Source organism: Delftia sp. K82 (assembly GCF_002193035.1).
GTDB classification, from domain to species: Bacteria; Pseudomonadota; Gammaproteobacteria; order Burkholderiales; family Burkholderiaceae_C; genus Comamonas; species Comamonas acidovorans.
On record NZ_MYFL01000003.1, the window covers coordinates 251,038 to 251,353 of the forward strand.

Below are 316 nucleotides of genomic sequence, written 5' to 3' on the forward strand. Positions count from 1 at the left end.
TTTTGGGGGGCCTTTTCCAAGGGCTTTTCCAAAGGCTTTTCCGCTTTGACCTGCTGCTTTTTGGCCCGCTTTGTCTTTTCAGATTGTTCCGATGCCGGCTTTGCGCTGGCCGGCAATGCATCGCCGGGCATGGGCGGGCGCCGGGCGCGCGCCATCAGCTCGGTATTGGTCGAGCCGATGCTGGGCACGATTTCCACGGAAAAGCCCGGCAACTGCGGCTCGATGGCCTGCCACAGCGATTCCGCAGGCCAGTGAATGGGGGACGATGCCATCATGCGCCGGCCTTTGTGGAGGATTTGCGGGATTTTTTCCTTGG

1 pseudogene is annotated in these 316 nt (G+C 60.4%); it reads right to left on the minus strand.

Annotation, left to right across the window (positions count from 1 at the left end):
* A pseudogene (locus tag KDK82_RS33230) lies at positions 1 to 275 on the minus strand (biotin--[acetyl-CoA-carboxylase] ligase); the annotation flags it as partial.
* Between the last annotated feature and the right edge of the window lie 41 nt (positions 276 to 316).